This is a genomic window from Marinomonas maritima (assembly GCF_024435075.2).
Taxonomy (GTDB): domain Bacteria; phylum Pseudomonadota; class Gammaproteobacteria; order Pseudomonadales; family Marinomonadaceae; genus Marinomonas; species Marinomonas maritima.
On the sequence record NZ_JAMZEG020000002.1, the window covers coordinates 909,284 to 925,212 of the forward strand.

15 protein-coding genes are annotated in these 15,929 nt (G+C 42.9%); 4 read left to right on the forward strand and 11 right to left on the reverse strand.

Translation table 11 applies throughout. The features are described from left to right. Positions 1-12 precede the first annotated feature (12 nt). Both M3I01_RS10345 and dinG read right to left on the reverse strand, forming a co-directional pair. Positions 13-1,359 carry a DEAD/DEAH box helicase gene (locus M3I01_RS10345; RefSeq protein WP_255895799.1) on the reverse strand — a complete coding sequence of 449 codons (1,347 nt, stop codon included), beginning with the start codon at positions 1,357-1,359 and terminating at the stop codon, positions 13-15. Between the two features lie 108 nt (positions 1,360-1,467). Continuing rightward, the gene (gene dinG, locus M3I01_RS10350) at positions 1,468-3,591 is read right to left on the reverse strand and encodes an ATP-dependent DNA helicase DinG (RefSeq protein WP_255895800.1); all 2,124 of its coding nucleotides are present in this window, start codon (positions 3,589-3,591) and stop codon (positions 1,468-1,470) included. 69 nt (positions 3,592-3,660) lie between these two features. Between dinG and lexA the strand changes: the two genes are divergently transcribed. Then, positions 3,661-4,281 (forward strand): transcriptional repressor LexA, encoded by a 621-nt coding sequence (gene lexA, locus M3I01_RS10355; protein ID WP_176335327.1) that lies wholly within the window; start codon positions 3,661-3,663, stop codon positions 4,279-4,281. Positions 4,282-4,340: 59 nt separating this feature from the next. Here the strand turns inward: lexA and M3I01_RS10360 are convergent, their stop codons facing one another. Genes M3I01_RS10360 through topA form a run of 3 tightly spaced genes read right to left on the reverse strand, consistent with a single transcriptional unit; the run spans position 4,341 to position 7,704 of the window. Continuing rightward, positions 4,341-4,607 (reverse strand): hypothetical protein, encoded by a 267-nt coding sequence (locus tag M3I01_RS10360; protein ID WP_255895801.1) that lies wholly within the window; start codon positions 4,605-4,607, stop codon positions 4,341-4,343. Between the two features lie 2 nt (positions 4,608-4,609). Continuing rightward, on the reverse strand, positions 4,610-5,077 hold the full coding sequence (locus M3I01_RS10365; protein ID WP_255895802.1) for a DUF6586 family protein: 468 nt from the start codon (positions 5,075-5,077) through the stop codon (positions 4,610-4,612). Beyond that, positions 5,074-7,704 (reverse strand): type I DNA topoisomerase, encoded by a 2,631-nt coding sequence (gene topA / locus M3I01_RS10370; RefSeq protein ID WP_255895803.1) that lies wholly within the window; start codon positions 7,702-7,704, stop codon positions 5,074-5,076. Before topA ends, M3I01_RS10365 begins: the two co-directional genes overlap by 4 nt. 190 nt (positions 7,705-7,894) lie before the next feature. Here topA and M3I01_RS10375 point away from each other — a divergent pair, with 190 nt between their 5' ends. Then, positions 7,895-8,647 carry a DNA topoisomerase I gene (locus M3I01_RS10375; protein WP_255895804.1) on the forward strand — a complete coding sequence of 251 codons (753 nt, stop codon included), beginning with the start codon at positions 7,895-7,897 and terminating at the stop codon, positions 8,645-8,647. Positions 8,648-8,675: 28 nt separating this feature from the next. Here M3I01_RS10375 and M3I01_RS10380 read toward each other — a convergent pair whose 3' ends face one another. Further along, a complete protein-coding gene (locus M3I01_RS10380; RefSeq protein WP_255895805.1) occupies positions 8,676-9,164 on the reverse strand; it encodes a hypothetical protein in 489 nt (162 codons plus the stop codon). Positions 9,165-9,226: 62 nt separating this feature from the next. On the opposite strand from M3I01_RS10380, the gene M3I01_RS10385 reads away from it, so the two are divergent. Beyond that, the gene (locus tag M3I01_RS10385; RefSeq protein ID WP_255895806.1) at positions 9,227-9,661 is read left to right on the forward strand and encodes a universal stress protein; all 435 of its coding nucleotides are present in this window, start codon (positions 9,227-9,229) and stop codon (positions 9,659-9,661) included. 57 nt (positions 9,662-9,718) lie between these two features. Here the strand turns inward: M3I01_RS10385 and cysS are convergent, their stop codons facing one another. The 5 genes from cysS to M3I01_RS10410 all read right to left on the reverse strand — a co-directional run bounded on the left by cysS (position 9,719) and on the right by M3I01_RS10410 (position 14,930). Further along, complete coding sequence (cysS, locus tag M3I01_RS10390; protein ID WP_255895807.1) at positions 9,719-11,101, reverse strand: cysteine--tRNA ligase; 1,383 nt, start codon at positions 11,099-11,101, stop codon at positions 9,719-9,721. Between the two features lie 4 nt (positions 11,102-11,105). Next, positions 11,106-12,779: a glutamine--tRNA ligase/YqeY domain fusion protein gene (locus M3I01_RS10395; protein ID WP_255895808.1), complete on the reverse strand. Its 1,674-nt coding sequence runs from the start codon at positions 12,777-12,779 to the stop codon at positions 11,106-11,108. Between the two features lie 122 nt (positions 12,780-12,901). Further along, entirely contained in the window at positions 12,902-13,231 is a 330-nt protein-coding gene (locus tag M3I01_RS10400; protein ID WP_255895809.1) for an AzlD domain-containing protein, read from the reverse strand. Next, positions 13,228-13,965 (reverse strand): AzlC family ABC transporter permease, encoded by a 738-nt coding sequence (locus M3I01_RS10405; protein ID WP_255895810.1) that lies wholly within the window; start codon positions 13,963-13,965, stop codon positions 13,228-13,230. The genes M3I01_RS10400 and M3I01_RS10405 overlap by 4 nt, the downstream gene beginning before the upstream one ends. Further along, positions 13,962-14,930 carry a bifunctional helix-turn-helix transcriptional regulator/GNAT family N-acetyltransferase gene (locus M3I01_RS10410; RefSeq protein WP_255895811.1) on the reverse strand — a complete coding sequence of 323 codons (969 nt, stop codon included), beginning with the start codon at positions 14,928-14,930 and terminating at the stop codon, positions 13,962-13,964. Before M3I01_RS10410 ends, M3I01_RS10405 begins: the two co-directional genes overlap by 4 nt. Before the next feature lie 204 nt (positions 14,931-15,134). Between M3I01_RS10410 and queC the strand changes: the two genes are divergently transcribed. After that, positions 15,135-15,794: a 7-cyano-7-deazaguanine synthase QueC gene (queC, locus tag M3I01_RS10415; RefSeq protein ID WP_255895812.1), complete on the forward strand. Its 660-nt coding sequence runs from the start codon at positions 15,135-15,137 to the stop codon at positions 15,792-15,794. The last annotated feature ends 135 nt before the right edge of the window (positions 15,795-15,929 follow it).

Consider the following 15,929-nt stretch of genomic DNA (forward strand, 5'->3'; position numbering starts at 1 on the left):
AGTAAGCGATGTTTATCGAGACATATCAACCATGTATTCACAGCGAATGCTCTCACCAACGACTTTCTCGATTTCTGGAATCATGAAAGCATCATCTTCACTGGCAAAGCTCACAGATCTACCTGTTTCACCACCTCGGCCAGTACGTCCAATACGATGTACGTAATCTTCAGGGTCTTCTGGCAAAGCATAGTTCACAACTAACTCCACATTGTCCACATGGATGCCTCGCCCAGCAACATCGGTAGCAACAAGCACCTGGATAATGCCTTCTTTAAAGTTTTTCAAGGTCTTGACCCGCTTATCTTGCGCCACCTCACCAGATAAAATAGCACAATTAATATTCGCTTTACGTAGACGCTCATATAAGTCACGTGTTTCATCACGACGGTTGGCAAAAATAATCGTACGTTGGCCGCCATTTTCTTCAATTAGCTGCTTTAGTACAGGCCATTTCTGATCCGCTTCGACCGTATAAATCACTTGATCTATATTTTGATTCGTTGCTTCTTTAGGCACAACGGACACTTCTTTAGGGAAATACGTCCATTGTTGCGCTAGCGCCTGAATGTCTTTCGGGAAAGTGGCACTGAACAACATTGTCTGCCTAGCTTCTTTATGTGGCGTCATACGAATAATGCTTTTCACATCCGGAATAAAGCCCATGGACAACATACGGTCAGCCTCATCTAGCACAAGACATTCCACTTTACCCAATTGAACCTTACGACTACGCGCAAAATCCAACAAACGCCCTGGCGTTGCCACTAATATATCAACGTTTTCAGTTTCTAACGCAATTTTCTGTTTTTCATAACTCAAGCCACCCACTAGCGTAACCACATTCAAATGACAGTTAGACGTTAATTTAACCGCCTCATCAGCAATTTGTATGGCTAACTCGCGAGTTGGTGCGATAATTAAACCGCGGGCAAAATTGTTAGGGCGTTTCTCTTCAAGCGGGTAATCGAGAAAATCAGTAATCATCGCGATTAAAAAAGCCGCGGTTTTACCTGTCCCAGTTTGAGCCTGACCAATAATGTCGTAGCCCTGCAACGTCATCGGTAGTGTTTCTGCCTGAATTTCACTGCAGTATTCAAAGCCCATCTCAGCGATAGACTTAATCACGCGGTCTGGGATGTTCAAATCGTGGAAGCGTAATTTGCCCTCTACAACATCAACCTGAAAATCGTCTATAGACCAAATATCAGCGCTTGATTTATCAACCGGTGTCGCTTCATGTTCAACTTGCACGCTGCTTGATGTCTCATCATTATCTTTAGGACGCTTATTTGTGCGACGGGTACGTTTTGGTTTGGTCGTGGTTTCTGATGGTGCTTCTTGAATTTGGTTTTCCATATTGGAATCTATACGCTTCTATATTATTTAGAGGTTAATAATCTTTACAAGGAGTGTACCTAATTGGTAAGTTTTTATCACCCCTTGCTTACGGTTTGTTGAGTTGAGCTACTGATATCGATAAGGCGGTAAGCTATTAATTAATTGCTTGCCGTAACGCTTTGTTCGCAAGCGTTTGTCTAAAATGTGTATTTCCCCACTGTCCGTTTCGCTTCTTAGTAGCCGTCCCGTGGCCTGAACCATACGTAAGGAAGCATCAGGGATAGTGATTTCCATAAAGGGGTTGCCGCCACGTTTTTGAATCCATTCTGCCAATGTTGCTTCGACAGGGTCATCAGGAACAGAAAAAGGAATTTTCGCGATATACACACACGTTAAATAGTCACCAGGCAAGTCCACACCCTCAGCGAAACTCGCCAACCCGAGTAACAAACTCCCTTTCCCACTATCAATGCTCGCTCTATGTGAATCCAAAATCACGCGCTTAGATTGCTCCCCTTGCATTAGCAATATTTCTTGTAGTCCAGCAGACAGCGACTTAGCCACCTCTTCCATCTGACGACGAGAAGAAAAAAGCACTAAACTGCCTTTTGCTATATTCACATGCTCATCTAGATAAGTAATAATTTCAGCGGTATGTTGCTCAACACGATTAGGCTCATGTTCCATATCAGGCACCACTAGCAAGCCGTTCTTTTGAAAATCGAACGGACTTATAACACGTAAATATTCACTTTCTTGAGGTACACCTGAGCGCATATTAAATCGATGGAACTGATTCAATGCTGTTAACGTCGCTGACGTCACGACCGCACCAAAACACTTATCCCATAACTGCTGCCTTAATGTATTAGCCGCAAGAATAGGCGACCCTCCCAATTCAATATCCTGCTCCATTCCCTGCCCAGACAAAATCAGCCAGCGAGCATTAGGCGGGTAATTTTGATCATCGACGGTAGAATATAAGCGCCACAAGCCCACACTTTGCTCCAGTCGCCCGAGAATGACGCCCAATATAGGCTGCCAAGTCTCTGCCGTTTCCGGTGTCACACCCATGCCCTCATTTTGTTTGGTCTTTTTACATTCATCTTGAATGCTTTCGATGTTTTTAAATAACTTTTGATAAGACGTTTGCAGGCTGTACGCCAACTGACGAAGCTCATCCGGAACGAGGCCAAATTCAAAACGATGCTGGTTATTTTCTTGATCCAAGCCTAACCCTTGAATATAAGGGGCTAGACCCTGCTGTGCGTATTGGATGAAATTCACAATACTTTGTATTTGCTGCGGAACTTTTAGCAACAACTGACCAGTAAGACTGACATCATCTGTCAACTCCTGCTTCAAGTTGACCAAGTTTTTCTCAAGCTGACGAAGCCAAGCAATACTTTGCTGCAAACGCACTTCATGCCGAAAATGACCTATCGCTTTATCTGGAAGATGATGACCCTCATCAAATACATAAATAGTCTCTTTTGGCGGTGTAAGTATTGCACCACCACCCAGAGACAAGTCGGCTAGCACCAAATCATGGTTCGCCACGATAACATCTGCCACTTCAATCTCAGCTCTCGCTTTAAAGAACGGACACGCAGAATAGTTAGCACAATTTCGATTTGTACACTGTTGGTGATCGGTGGTTAAGCGACGCCAATCTTGATCTCGAATAATGCCTGCCCAATTATCTTTATCGCCATCCCATTCACCTTTACCCAATGCGGTGTCCATTTCTTGGTAAAGAGCGGTATTCACATCATCCGAGTTAAGGTGTTGCTCAAAAAGACCAGCGAACATGTCTTCCATGGCCTGTTCTTCTGAGCTTAAAAAGCCTTCAAGGTTATTCAGACACAAATAGCGCCCTCGCCCTTTCGCCAGTGTGTATTTAAAACTCAACTCAGTATGTTCAAGTAGATCTGGCAACTCCTTATGAAGAATCTGCTCTTGTAGCGCCACCGTGGCAGTAGATATGATTAATTTAAGGCCTCGAGCTTTCGCAATAGGGATTGCAGCCAAGCAATAAGACAAAGTTTTACCTGTGCCTGTGCCCGCCTCAATGACAGCGACATGTTTTTCATCGAGTCGCTCGCCCTCACTACCTTGTTTTATATTACCCAAAGTTCGTGCGATGGCGCCGATCATTTCCCGCTGGCCAGCCCTTGGTTTATGGGACTTCGCCTCTAAAGAGGCTCGGTAAGCAAGTTGTATTTGTTTTTTTAGTTCATCTGAAAGCATTTATATCATTGAGATTAGTTAAGAATACTGTATATAATAACAGTTACTGTATAAACAACCAGATAACCTATGATTAAATTAACCAAAAGACAATCTGACGTACTAGAAACCATTCGCGAATTTATTAGTGAAACTGGTTTTCCGCCAACCAGAGCTGAAATAGCTCGTCGACTTGGGTTTAAATCCCCCAATGCTGCCGAAGAACATCTAAAAGCCTTGTGTAGAAAAGGGGCTATTGAAATGCTCTCGGGCGCTTCTCGTGGAATTCGTTTAGTCAATCAAGCATCGAACGATGAACCAGAAGACCTTGGCCTGCCCATTATAGGAAAGGTCGCTGCAGGTTATCCGATTCTTGCTCAGGAAAATATTGCCTCTCATGTCAACATACCAGCAAGCATGTTTTCTCCAAAAGCAGATTATTTTCTTTCCGTCTCTGGAACAAGTATGAAAAATATTGGCATTATGGAAGGCGATCTTTTAGCCGTTCATAAAACCACCACTGTTCAAAATGGTCAAATCGTCGTTGCTCGAATAGGTGACGAAGTGACGGTAAAGCGATTTGAACAAAATGGCAGCATTGTTCGACTCATTCCAGAAAATGAAGACTTTAATGACATTATTGTTGACCTAGAAAGCGAAGAATTTGTTATTGAAGGTCTATCCGTCGGCGTTATACGCCAAGGAATTTAGCGTTCAACAAAAAGGCGAAGCCATCGCTTCGCCTTTTACCCTAACTATATATCTAAGACTCAATGCAGTATCTTCGGGCGCAACTCTTCGCCTTCAAGATATCCGGACTCTTCATCAAAATAAGTTTCGTCTGAATAAACAAAATCAATACCCGCATGAAACATGCATTTTGCCAATTCAAAATAACGATCCTTTAAAGACGATCGTGTGTCATCCGATATCTGCAAGGTTGCCAGTGGCATTGTTTCCTCTCCGTCTTCACTGGCTGGTCTGAGCACAATATCGCCGTTATCCAGCTCAACAATTTCTAGGTAGGACTCTTTCATATTCAATACTCTGATGACTCTTCTCTAAAACGTAACACCAACTCAACTAAACTAGCCAAGTAAAAGCCAACTGAAGCGCCCGCGTCACTTCCACGTCCGATGACATTATCATCTTCAACAATAGATCTGGCAGCACAACACTCTAGCTGAACCAAGTAAGCCTGATGCAACTGAGAACACCAGGAGTCTGAGCGAGATAACAAACCACTCAGTTCACTTAACACTGGCACCATCATCTGCTTCGCTTCCGCTTCAGCTAATAATTTAGCAACATCCAACGACCCAGATAATGAATAGGCAGAGGATACTTCTTTCAATAAACCATTCAGCGCACTTCTTAACTGAAAAATAGCCGAGCTTTCCAACCCTACCCCCAACCACTTTTCTTCGCTGCTTTGGCTTTCTTTAATAAAGCGCCTAGCCGTATCTATTTTTTGGTTCGTTAGGCTAGCAAAACTTACACTACTCATTTCTTCTTCTTACCTTCCTCGATGACCCATTTAGAACCAACAAAGTAAGCTTTCCAGCCTGTTGGCTTGCCGTCCTCTTCTGTCATCACATATTGTTCTTTAGTTTTACGGCTATAGCGAATAACAGTTGGGAGGCCATCACCATCCGCCACAGGGGCTTTGGCAAAGAAATGGTATTTAGGATCTATTTGATCCATGTAAGGAAGCAATTCTTTTACAAGGGGCGCACGCGTTTCTCTTTTACGAGGGAACTGACTCGCCGCCAAAAATAAACCTGTCGCACCATCACGTAAAATATAATGATCTTCAACTTTTTGACAAGCAAGATCTGGCATTGGAACAGGGTCCATTTTTGGTGGCGCAGCCTCACCACTCTTTAATAATTTACGTGTATTTTTACACTCTTCATTGGTACAACCGAAATATTTACCAAAGCGTCCTGTTTTTAACTGCATGTCCGAAGAGCATTTATCACATTCTAGCAAAGGCCCATCGTAGCCTTTTATCTTGAATGTGCCTTGCTCTACTTCATAACCTGAGCAAGATGGGTTATTACCGCAGACATGAAGTTTGCGGTGCTCATCCATCAAGTAGCTGTCCATCGCTGAGCCACAAATAATACAGCGATGCTTATTAATTAGAGCTTTAGATTCGCCCTCTTCGTCATCAACTGCAACAACATCATCCCCACGAATAAGGTTAATTGTTGCCTTACAGCGCTCTTTTGGCGGTAATGCGTAACCAGAGCATGACATAAATACACCAGTACTCGCTGTTCGAATTTGCATTGGTCGAGAACATGTCGGACATTCAATGTCCGTTGGTGTCGGCTCATTTAGCATCATGCCGCCATCTGGCGCTTCGGCTTTTGCCAAAACACCACTAAAATCTTTATAGAACGCATTTAGCGTTTTAATCCAATCTTTATGACCTTCAGCGATATCATCTAGCTGCTCTTCCATTTGGGCCGTGAAGCTAAAATTCATTAGCGAGCCAAAGCTATCAACCAAACGTTCAGTGACAATATCACCCATTTTTTCCGCATAAAACCGACGATTTTCAACACGAACATAGCCACGATCTTGAATCGTAGAAATGATAGATGCGTAGGTAGACGGACGACCAATTCCACGCTTCTCTAACTCTTTTACCAAACTTGCTTCACTGAAACGTGCCACGGGCTTAGTAAAATGCTGCTCAGCTAACAATTCGTTGAGGGATAAATATTCTCCCTTAGCAACATCAGGCAAAATATTGTCTTCGCCTTTTTTAACCACGGTTTGCATAGCGCGAGTATAACCATCAAAACGCAAAATACGTCCTTTGGCTTTGAACTCGTATTCGCCACTGCTTACTGTAATAGTGGTTGATGTGTATTGCGCTGGCGTCATTTGACATGCCATGAATTGGCTTCGGATTAAATCGTATAAACGATGCGAATCTTTTTCCATGCCAAGCAGATCATCAACACGCACGGTAACGTCAGAAGGTCGAATCGCCTCGTGAGCCTCTTGAGCGCCTTCTTTACTACTGTAACGAATAGGCTCTTCGGGCAAATACTTATCGCCGTAAGTGGATGAAATATAACCTCGCAAGGCCTCAACAGCATCAACACTCAGGTTTGTCGAATCGGTACGCATGTAAGTAATATAGCCGCCTTCATACAAGCGTTGCGCTAGCATCATGGTCTTCTTAACACCATAACCCAAACGCGTACTCGCCGCTTGCTGAAGCGTAGAAGTAATAAATGGCGCAGACGGTTTACTACTGGTCGGCTTATCTTCACGACTGCTAACTAAGTATTTTGCGCCATTTAGACGTGCAAGGTGCTCGTCGGATTCTGTTTTATTTACTGGTCGGTATTCTTTGTTCTGATACTTTGCCGCTTCAAACTTAATAACCTCTTTTGATGGCGTGGCAAGTAAAGCGTCCAACTCCCAAAACTCATCAGGAATAAAAGCGCGTATTTCTTTTTCACGTTCAACAATTAAACGCACAGCAACCGACTGAACACGGCCGGCAGAAAGGCCTCTTGCAACTTTCGCCCAAAGCAAAGGCGACACCATAAAACCAACAACGCGGTCTAAAAATCGACGTGCCTGTTGTGCATTAACCCGATCCAAATCTAATTCGGATGGCGTTTCAAACGCAGCTTTGATAGCTTTTTTGGTAATTTCGTTAAACACCACTCGCTTATAGCGACTGTCATCACCACCAATGGCCTCACGTAGATGCCAAGCAATTGCCTCCCCTTCTCTATCCAAATCGGTTGCGAGATAGATGGTGTCAGCATTTTTCGCCAATCGCTTCAGCTCATCAACGACTTTTTCTTTGCCTGGCAAAATTTCATAGTGAGCCTTCCAGTTGTTTTCTGGATCCACTCCCATTCTAGTAATTAACTGTTTCCGAGACTTGGTACTTCTGTATTCGAGCTTTTCTTCTGGACTCATTTTACGCGTCAAAGCAGCTTGTTTCGCTCGCTCCTGAGGCGTAGAGGTGGAAGTTGTACCTGAAGGCAAATCTCGAATGTGTCCTACACTCGATTTGACTATAAAGTCATCGCCCAGATATTTGTTGATGGTTTTCGCCTTAGCAGGCGATTCCACGATAACCAGTGATTTTCCCATTGAACTGTGTAAGCCTTTTAATAAAGTAGGTCTGCAAATCCACGTTGCACGAAGTTTAATCTCTAGGGGCGCTGATATTAAGCAAACACCTTTTATATGACAAGCGATCCCTGTATTGTTTCACACATTAAATCTTGCTGAACTTAGTATTTCTTATTTAACATACTGAATTCATTGCTTAAGGACAATCATGGCTACCCTTCAAATTTTAACCATTGCTTTTTTGATCATCATTGTACTTTTGTCTGTGGTCATTGGATCACGTGCGCACCAAAAAGAAAAAGAAATTACTGAGCGACGCGTAAAACAATTACAACTGTCTAATAGGGCCGATCGTGTTGAACAACATATTCGCGGCCTAAAAGACATAAACACAGACACGATAGCCACGGATGTGCTTTATGATTTCTATCTAGACACACTTCGGGAACTTCTGCAATATTCGGATGACTCTGAAAAAATAGAAATCCGTATTGCCACCGCGGAAGAGGGCCGAAATAACGAGCCTGTCGAGTATAATCCAGAGCCAGACCTTTTAAGCTTTCAAGAAAAAACCAACTACAAAGAACGCTTAACTAAACTGGCTAAAATGCTTTTGTATTTGCGCCGAAAAGGCCGTATTAGTAACGCACACTACCAAGCCTGCTATGAGTATTTACGCTGGCTCAACCTTTGGATTCAACTAAATCGCCAAATGGTTCAAGCAAATAAAAACTTCTTAAGTGGTGACTTACGTGTTGCACAAACACTGTACGGCGTAATATTGTCACACATTAAATCAGACTCAATAGAGCGGCCAGAAAAGAAAGTTTTAAAAACATTTGTCACCGATAGAATGAAAGAAATATTATCTCCGAAAATTGCGGCCATGACAGAGAGCGACAATCCAGAAGAAGCATTAAGCGAACTTATTCAAAATCTAGACATCTCTAAAAACTCATAGAATAAGGAGAAAACAACGCTATATGGCCTCAATCAGAAATATCCTTCAACTCTGCCAATGAAAAAACAAAGTGGGCCAACTCCTCTAAGGCGACCTCATCACCCGCCTCATCCCAATAAAATGAAACGCTCTCTGGCGTGATTTTTATCCCGATAAGCAAGGCACCATATTTTTCAAGCACACTTCTAGACTCTGCAGACAAGGCCAATAACTCACTGGACCACCACCCTTCAACCAAGGAATGATATTTCCATACTTCATAAGGCAATATCCACACTTTATCTGGTAAGGAAGTAACCGGCTTTAAACGATAAAAAGAGTACCCAATCGTTTTTTCTCTATTCAATGACTTATCCCACTTGTCAGGAAGGTCAATTGATGTAAGCTGAACAGTAAGTCCAAGCTTTCGGGCATGCATACGTAAAGCCATGCGTTGCCGCTCTTTTTTTGGGGGCATAATCCATAACGCTGACCCCATTAAAGATAATGTAATGAAAATAACAATGAGAGCCGTCATTTTAAATGTTTCTCAATTATTGAACTAAAATAAACAAAACGAGCCAATTTTGGAGGTATTCTATGTTGTATAACAGAATTCTACTTGCTGTTGACCTAACCGATGAGAGCATCAAAGTCGCAAACAAAGCCGCTGCCCTATGTAAAGCGACCGGAGCAGAACTTACCATACTTCACGTCATTGAATCACTTAATTACGCTTATGGGGGTGATGTACCAATTGATATCACAGACATACAAGCTCAATTACAAGAAACTGCCAAAGAGCGTATCTCGATTCTAGAAGCGCAACTGGACATATCTGTTCAAGAAAGCTGTATCACGCAAGGCGGTATAGAAAGCGAAATACACCGTATTGCAGAGGAAAAGAAAGTCGATTTAATCGTTGTGGGGAGCCATGGCCGCCACGGTCTTGCTTTGCTACTTGGCTCAACTGCAAATGGCGTACTGCACGGAGCACCTTGCGACGTACTGGCTGTGAAAGTTGCTAAAGACTAGCCAATTAAAACAAAGATAAATAAAAAGGCGATGTGATCACATCACCTTTTTAATGACTTAACCTCGCGTCCAGGTCGTTCCTTCTCGACTATCAAGAAGTTCAATGCCTTGACTCGCCAACTCATCTCGTATTTCATCACTACGGGCAAAGTTTTTATCTTTGCGAACTTGCGTTCTCTCATCGATCAATGATTGTATTGCTGCATCATCTAGCCCTTCAGATATCGTGCTGTTTTGCAGGAAATATTCAGGGTCTTGATACAACAAACCAAGCAACGCAGCCAATGAACGCAACTCCGCAGCCAACAGCAATGCCTTATCCGCGTCGTCAGTTTTTGCCTTATTAAGCTCACGAACCAACTCAAACAAAACAGAAACAGCAACCGCTGTATTGAAGTCATCTTTCATGGCCTCTTCAAAGCGCTCAGTGAAAGCAGTAGGCGAAAACAACTCTGCAACTGGCTGTTGACGCAAAGCGGTATAAAGGCGCTCTAAAGCAACCTTAGCTTCCGTCAAACTTTGATCAGAGTAATCAATCGCGCTGCGATATTGACTGGAAACCATAAGGTAGCGCACGACCTCAGGGTTAAATTTAGCTAACACGTCGCGCACCGTGAAGAAATTGCCCAATGATTTAGACATTTTTTCATTATTGACGCGAACCGCGCCACAATGCATCCAGTAATTAACATAATCCTTGCCTGTTGCGGCTTCAGATTGTGCAATTTCGTTCTCATGATGCGGAAACTTAAGATCCGGGCCACCACCATGAATATCGAAATGACTGCCAAGGCAGCTCGTCGACATGGCTGAACACTCAATATGCCAGCCTGGTCGTCCATCACCCCAAGGTGAAGACCAAGAAACCTCGCCCGCTTTTGTTTGCTTCCACAACACAAAATCTGCAGGGTGCTCTTTTGCTATTTCAACATCAATACGAGCACCAGCAAGCATGTCATCCAGCTTACGATTGTTTAATTTACCGTAGCCTTCGAACTTAGTCGTTCGATAATACACATCACCAGAAACGCCCTGATACGCAAATCCTTTATCGATAAGAACTTGTATCATATCGATAATTTCTTCCATGTACTCCGTCGCTCTTGGCTCACGGTCAGGCATTTTATTACCCAAACGCAGTTCATCTTCACGCTGCGCTGCAATCATGCGCTCAGTCAAAGACTGAGTAGATTCATTATTCTCTTCCGCACGTTTGATTATTTTGTCGTCAACGTCGGTAATATTTCGCACATAATTCAATTCATAACCAAGGTGTCGAATGAAGCGTGAAATAATGTCAAAGGAAATCATCGCTCGAGCATGACCAATGTGGCAAAAATCGTATACCGTGTTGCCACAGACATACATACCAACCTTGCCTTCTTCGATTGGTTTGAAAATTTCTTTCTTCCCACTTAGGGTGTTGTAAATCTTCAACATGCGCTTAGTTTCCTTTTGCTTCAATTTTTGCCCAAGAGTCACGTAAGGTGACTGTACGATTAAACACCACACCGTCTTCTTTCAAATCACGACAGAAATACCCTTCTCGTTCGAACTGAAACCCTTGGCCTTTCTCAGACAGCAATAATGACGGTTCGGCTTTAGCATTAGACACCATTGTCAACGAATCTGGGTTAATGAAATCCAAGAATGTTTTATCGTCATAGTTCGCATCGGGCAATTCATTCACAAACAAACGATCGTAAAGATTAACAGTAGCATCAACAGCATGCTTCGCGCTTACCCAATGAATCACACCTTTTGGCTTGTAGCCTTCAGGGTTCACACCTAATGTGCTTTCATCATAACGGCAACGTAATTCGACTACGTCACCCGCGTCATTTTTAATTGCTTCATCACAAGTAATGACATAACCACCGCGAAGACGAACAGCGCCTTCAAGCGTTAAGCGCTTCCATTTACGAGGCGGCACTTCGGCAAAGTCTGCGGCGTCAATGTACAACTCTTTACTAAATGGCACTTCGCGAGTGCCCGCTTCTTCATTTTTCGGGTGATTACCCACCGTGAAGATTTCTTCTTTCCCTTCAGGGTAGTTGGTCAGGGTAACTTTGATCGGGTTCAGCACAACCATGGCGCGATTTGCACTGGCATCCAAATCTTCACGAATAGCGTGTTCCAACATACCGACATCAACCGTACTGTCAGATTTTGTCACACCAATACGATCACAAAAATTACGGATAGATAAAGCCGTATAACCACGACGACGCAAGCCTGAAATAGTCGGCATACGTGGATCATCCCAACCATGAACGTGTTTTTCATCCACCAGCTGCTTCAACTTACGCTTACTCGTTACCGTGTAGTTTAAATTCAAACGAGCAAATTCAATTTGTTGTGGGTGAGCCGTCTTCAACGTATCCAACACCCAATCGTACAATGGACGATGATCTTGAAACTCAAGAGTACAGACAGAGTGCGTCACCTCTTCAATGGCATCCGACAAACAATGCGTAAAATCATACATCGGATAAACGCACCATTTATCACCCGTTTGGTGATGATATACATGACGAACTCGATAGATAATTGGATCACGCATATTGATATTTGGACTGCCCATATCAATTTTAGCGCGCAACACCACTTCACCGTCTTTGTATTTACCATTTTTCATATCCATGAAAATGGCCATATTTTCTTCAACACTACGATCACGATATGGGCTATTTTTACCTGGCTCTTTCAATGTACCGCGATATTCGCGCATTTGCTCAGCGTTTAGCTCGCAAGCATAGGCCTTGCCTGCTTGAACAAGCTGTATTGCAAAATCAAACAATTGATCAAAATAGTCAGAAGCAAACTTAGGTTCGTCTTTCCATTCAAAGCCAAGCCACTCTACATCACGTTTAATCGATTCAATATATTCAACACTTTCCTTCTCAGGATTAGTGTCATCAAAACGTAGATTGCATTGACCATTGTAACGCTGCGCTAAGCCGAAGTTCAGACAAATGGATTTAGCATGGCCGATGTGTAGGTAGCCATTTGGCTCAGGTGGAAAGCGAGTAAGAACCTTACCGCCGTGTTTACCTGATTCGTTATCTTTATCAATGATTTGGGTAATGAAATTACCTGGTTTTGACGTTTCTGACATGGTTGATGTAAGTCCCGATAAGTGTTGGTCTAACAATATTGTTACTTTGATCAGTAAGTATATAGTATTTAGGTTTCTATGGGATATTGAGCAGAATTCTTTTCTGCTCTTTTTCAGTTTATTTAGAGTGAAATGGCGTATTTTGATACAAAGAAAACAACCACCCCGACCAAAATGGTGAGCAACTGCTGTTGCCGCCAAATACCGACAACAAAAGCGGCGACACCACCCAGCAACCAAGGATTAAGTAAAGATATATTGATGTGCTGATCTGGCATCAATATCATTGGCGTGATGATCGCGGTTAACACGGCGACAGGAACGAACTTCAGCGCCCTCTCCAAGAAAGCAGGCATCACCACTTTATGCGCTCGAGCAAACAAAACAAATCGAACCCCAAACGTCACTATGAACATGCCGAATATTATGAGTACCGAATCCATCAAACTCATTCCCCTACTCCTTGAACGTCACTATTTGTAAGCGTTTTTTCGTCATGAGCAGTACCGTCTGAAAAATAGCCTATCGCCACACCAATCACCGCCGAAACAAGCAACCCAAGATTATTTGGCAAGCCCGATAAAAGCACTGATGCAACCCCAGCACTTAGCATGCAAAACCAAAAAGGCTTACGCTTTAAATAGGGCGTGATGATACCAATAAAGGTCGCAACCATTGCAAACTCCAAGCCCCATTCACTCATACCTGGAATAAGCTCACCTGACAAAACACCCAAAATGGTTGTTACATTCCACATCACATAAAACGAAATAAAGGATCCAAAATAGACCTTATGTCCATTTCTTTCCTCTGCAGCGCCAATTTCATACATAGGGCGAACCGCAGCATAGGTTTCATCAATCAACCCAAAACCCATGACAACTCGGATCGGCATGGGCAAATGTTTGACAAACTTCACCAAATCCGCTGCGTATAAAAGGTGACGAAGATTAACAATAAAAGTAGTCGACACGATCACCCAGATCGGCGCATGCAACGCAATTAGCCCAAGCGCAACAAATTGCGCGGAGCCTGCAAATACGATTGCCGACATGGCAATAGCGAACCACGGGCTCAACCCATAACTTGACGCTAAAGACCCAAACAACAGGCCAAATGGAATCCCGCCAATAATCATTGGAATGGAAGCAATAGAGCCTCGGCGCATGTGTTGCAATGTATTCATAAAGCGTCCCTTAATTGTTTTTCCATGTACACGTCCGCACGTTGATAATGTGATTTGTTAGGTGATGCCATTTCAATAAATGCATTTTTATCGTAAAGCTGCCTAGCTGATTTTAAGCAAGACGCCGTTTCTAGTGTCAGTGTCGAAAAGCCTGCACTCTTCGCAAAATCAATAATGGTAGACAAAAGGCGCTGTGCGACACCTTTTCCCTGAGCGTGTTCAGCAACAGATAACTTCAGCACTCTACCTACGTTAGCGCCGTTTATGACAAGATCGTTTTGAGGAAGAAAAGCAACTGTCCCAATCACTGATTTTGCTTGCGGACCACCAAGAGCAACCCAAACAACGCCACCTAAAGTAACAATATTGGACTGAGGATCAGTCAACAATGCTCGATCCTCATCTTCTATTTGATTGGGGAAGTAGCGTTCAAGCCAAGCCATATTAAGATTATAAAAAGCATCTTCATGCTGTTTTTCCAGCAAGACAATCTCAACAGGTGCTAAGCGATCCATTACCTTATTCGCTAGGCTGCCATTAAACACTTGGGCTTCTAACAATGACAAACTGTCCATAAAATTCTGGCTAGGAAAATCGACCTGCTGCTCTAGGACAAATTTCATTTCCTGCAAAATAGGCTCAACTCGCAACATAGCATCAACTCCAAATCCGGAAAGTGCTAAAGAAGAACGCCGCTGATCCCGTTCATCCACCGTCTTTTTTAGTAGAGATGCTTTAATCATTTTCGTTGTTTGTTTACTCACCGCGGGGTGACTTAAATGCAATCGCTCTGCAATTTCCACTACAGATAAATCCCCTGCCGTTTGCAGCAATTTTAGTATTGGAAAATACGTTGCTGAAATAGGGATATCACACTGAACATAGACATCTTGCACCTGAGCAAACAAATAATCGCTGAGTCGTTTTAATCGACTTCCTAGTGTCAATACACCAAATTGCTCCATCTTTCTTTTCAATCCTATCAAATCAAGAATATACAGCCACATAAGTAACCGGTTACGCATATTAAAATTACTGTAAATTACGTGACTTTGCAATGCTTTTCACCCACTGCTTTCTAGTTTGCCTCCTAGGCAATCTGCTACACTGCGCCCCTCATAAACCATCGCCTTTCATTCAAATAAAAGATCAGTAGCAAGGAAACCAACATGTCAGAAAAAGTCGTCGTAGTGTATTCAGGGGGAATGGATTCGTTTACCGTTTTGAATACAGCAATCAAAAATGGATTAGACGTTTATGCCCTGTCTTTTGACTATGGACAAAAGCACAACAAAGAATTAGAAGTGGCAGCACAAGTCTGCCGAACGCTTGGCGTTTCCCATAAGGTTGTTGATATTACTGCGATCAATAGTTTAATGGCGAATTCATCACTCACTGGTGACACGGAAATTCCAGAAGGCCATTACGAAGACGACAGCATGAAATCAACTGTCGTTCCAAATCGTAATATGGTTTTGCTCTCTATGGCCATCGCTTACGCTGTCTCTTTAGAAGCAGGCAAAGTCTATTACGGCGCCCATTCTGGTGATCATCATATCTACCCTGATTGCCGTCCTGAATTTGTCGACGCCATGAACGCAGTCTCTAAAATCGCCAATTATCAATCTGTAGAAATCGTCACGCCCTTTTTGTATTCATCAAAAGGCGACATTTTGAAAGCAGGGCTGAGTATGAATCTGGACTACGCCAATACATGGACTTGTTACAATGGGCGTGAAAAATCCTGTGGGAAATGCGGCGCATGCTGTGAACGCCTTGACGCATTTAAAGAGCAAGGCAAAACAGATCCATTGGATTATGAAGTTTAATAGGTGAAATCAACAAATAACTCATTCTGGTTTTAGTGTGTTTTTTTTAGTGCTAAATGGCTTTTGTTCCACAAATGATTCACTTAGACACTAAATTGCTAACTAAAGTAACAACCCTTACCTCGAACTGTTTTT

Bases quoted from the DNA above. Each gene is read 5' to 3' on its own strand.
- M3I01_RS10410 (WP_255895811.1), bottom strand. From the start codon at position 14,930: ATGGAGCAATTTGGTGTATTGACACTAGGAAGTCGATTAAAACGACTC.
- topA (WP_255895803.1), bottom strand. From the start codon at position 7,704: ATGGGAAAATCACTGGTTATCGTGGAATCGCCTGCTAAGGCGAAAACC.
- M3I01_RS10385 (WP_255895806.1), top strand. From the start codon at position 9,227: ATGTTGTATAACAGAATTCTACTTGCTGTTGACCTAACCGATGAGAGC.
- M3I01_RS10375 (WP_255895804.1), top strand. From the start codon at position 7,895: ATGGCTACCCTTCAAATTTTAACCATTGCTTTTTTGATCATCATTGTA.
- M3I01_RS10405 (WP_255895810.1), bottom strand. From the start codon at position 13,965: ATGAATACATTGCAACACATGCGCCGAGGCTCTATTGCTTCCATTCCA.
- M3I01_RS10365 (WP_255895802.1), bottom strand. From the start codon at position 5,077: ATGAGTAGTGTAAGTTTTGCTAGCCTAACGAACCAAAAAATAGATACG.
- lexA (WP_176335327.1), top strand. From the start codon at position 3,661: ATGATTAAATTAACCAAAAGACAATCTGACGTACTAGAAACCATTCGC.
- queC (WP_255895812.1), top strand. From the start codon at position 15,135: ATGTCAGAAAAAGTCGTCGTAGTGTATTCAGGGGGAATGGATTCGTTT.
- M3I01_RS10400 (WP_255895809.1), bottom strand. From the start codon at position 13,231: ATGAGTTTGATGGATTCGGTACTCATAATATTCGGCATGTTCATAGTG.
- M3I01_RS10395 (WP_255895808.1), bottom strand. From the start codon at position 12,779: ATGTCAGAAACGTCAAAACCAGGTAATTTCATTACCCAAATCATTGAT.
- M3I01_RS10345 (WP_255895799.1), bottom strand. From the start codon at position 1,359: ATGGAAAACCAAATTCAAGAAGCACCATCAGAAACCACGACCAAACCA.
- M3I01_RS10380 (WP_255895805.1), bottom strand. From the start codon at position 9,164: ATGACGGCTCTCATTGTTATTTTCATTACATTATCTTTAATGGGGTCA.
- dinG (WP_255895800.1), bottom strand. From the start codon at position 3,591: ATGCTTTCAGATGAACTAAAAAAACAAATACAACTTGCTTACCGAGCC.
- cysS (WP_255895807.1), bottom strand. From the start codon at position 11,101: ATGTTGAAGATTTACAACACCCTAAGTGGGAAGAAAGAAATTTTCAAA.
- M3I01_RS10360 (WP_255895801.1), bottom strand. From the start codon at position 4,607: ATGAAAGAGTCCTACCTAGAAATTGTTGAGCTGGATAACGGCGATATT.